This is a genomic window from Streptomyces sp. NPDC001156, from assembly GCF_053598275.1.
Genome location: NZ_JBSFJX010000578.1, coordinates 1 through 1,041, shown reverse-complemented (window position 1 = coordinate 1,041; position 1,041 = coordinate 1). Strand labels below are relative to the sequence as shown.

1 protein-coding gene is annotated in these 1,041 nt (G+C 65.3%); it reads left to right on the top strand.

All coding sequences use genetic code 11. From position 1 onward, the window contains the following. Window positions 1-675: 675 nt before the first annotated feature. A partial coding sequence (locus ACWDA7_RS53225) for a reverse transcriptase N-terminal domain-containing protein (RefSeq protein WP_450615481.1) occupies window positions 676-1,041 on the top strand: 366 nt, incomplete at its 3' end.

Sequence of the window (1,041 nt, the reverse complement as noted above, 5' to 3'; positions counted from 1 at the left end):
GAGGTGCGACACGATGCTGCACGAGATGAGTGAATGCGCTGGTCAGAGGCTCGACGACTGACGTCGGCAGCGTGTTCCTGGCCAGTGCTCAAGGCCAGTCCCCACCCCGACGTGCGTTGCCGGTAACGGCTCGGTGCGGAGCTCGGGGGAAAAGCCCAAGGGCCTGCGTTCCATCCGTAGGCCACAGGCAAGGGGAAGACCGGACGGGTGAAGGCGACTGAACCCCTGATGATGCTTCGTGATCTTTGGCCCTGCAGATGGGATGTTCCAGCGGGGTGCAGGACTGGCCGTTGAGAAGCGGCAGGCGCCGGTTGGGGATTCTTTGTCAGCCGGGAGAGCATCGCCGTCCCGGAGTAAAGGGGGCATCCACCCCGGTCGTATCTCGCTCGCGTGGAACGTGGTAACCCCGATGGGGTCCGGGGGAATCGTCTCCGGTAAGCCGACCGCAAGGAAGGCCCAACTCCCCAGCGGGCACAGGATGATCCAAGAAGCCAAGGCCGGCGGCCGAAAGGCAGCAGGAAACCGGGACCGGTGGCCAGCGCCTCCGCTGGTCGTCCCGCATAACTGGCCGGATACGGGCACTGCCCGGACCCGAAAGGGTGCTGACGTGGATCAGGTGGGCCTGTGAGGACCCGATGACCATCAACGCTCGAACCGAAGGACAAGTTGGACACCATGGCAACACCGATATCCACGGCGGACCCCGCCATGGACCAGGGGGCTACGGTGAACGGACCGGAGGACGACCCCACCGACTGGCTGTCGATCGACTGGCAGGCGACGGAGGGGGAAGTACGGCGGCTGAGGCAGAGGATCTTCACGGCGTCGCAGGCAGGGGACCTCAAACGGGTCCGCAATCTGCAGAAGTTGATGCTCCGCTCCCGATCCAACACGCTCATGAGCGTGCGGCGGGTCACGGAGGTCAATGCTGGCCGCAAGACGGCGGGCATCGACGGGATGGTTGTACTGCTGCCCCGGGGGAAGGCCGAGTTGGCCGACTGGTTGCAGCACAAGGCCGCTCCGTGGAAGCCCCGACCTGTC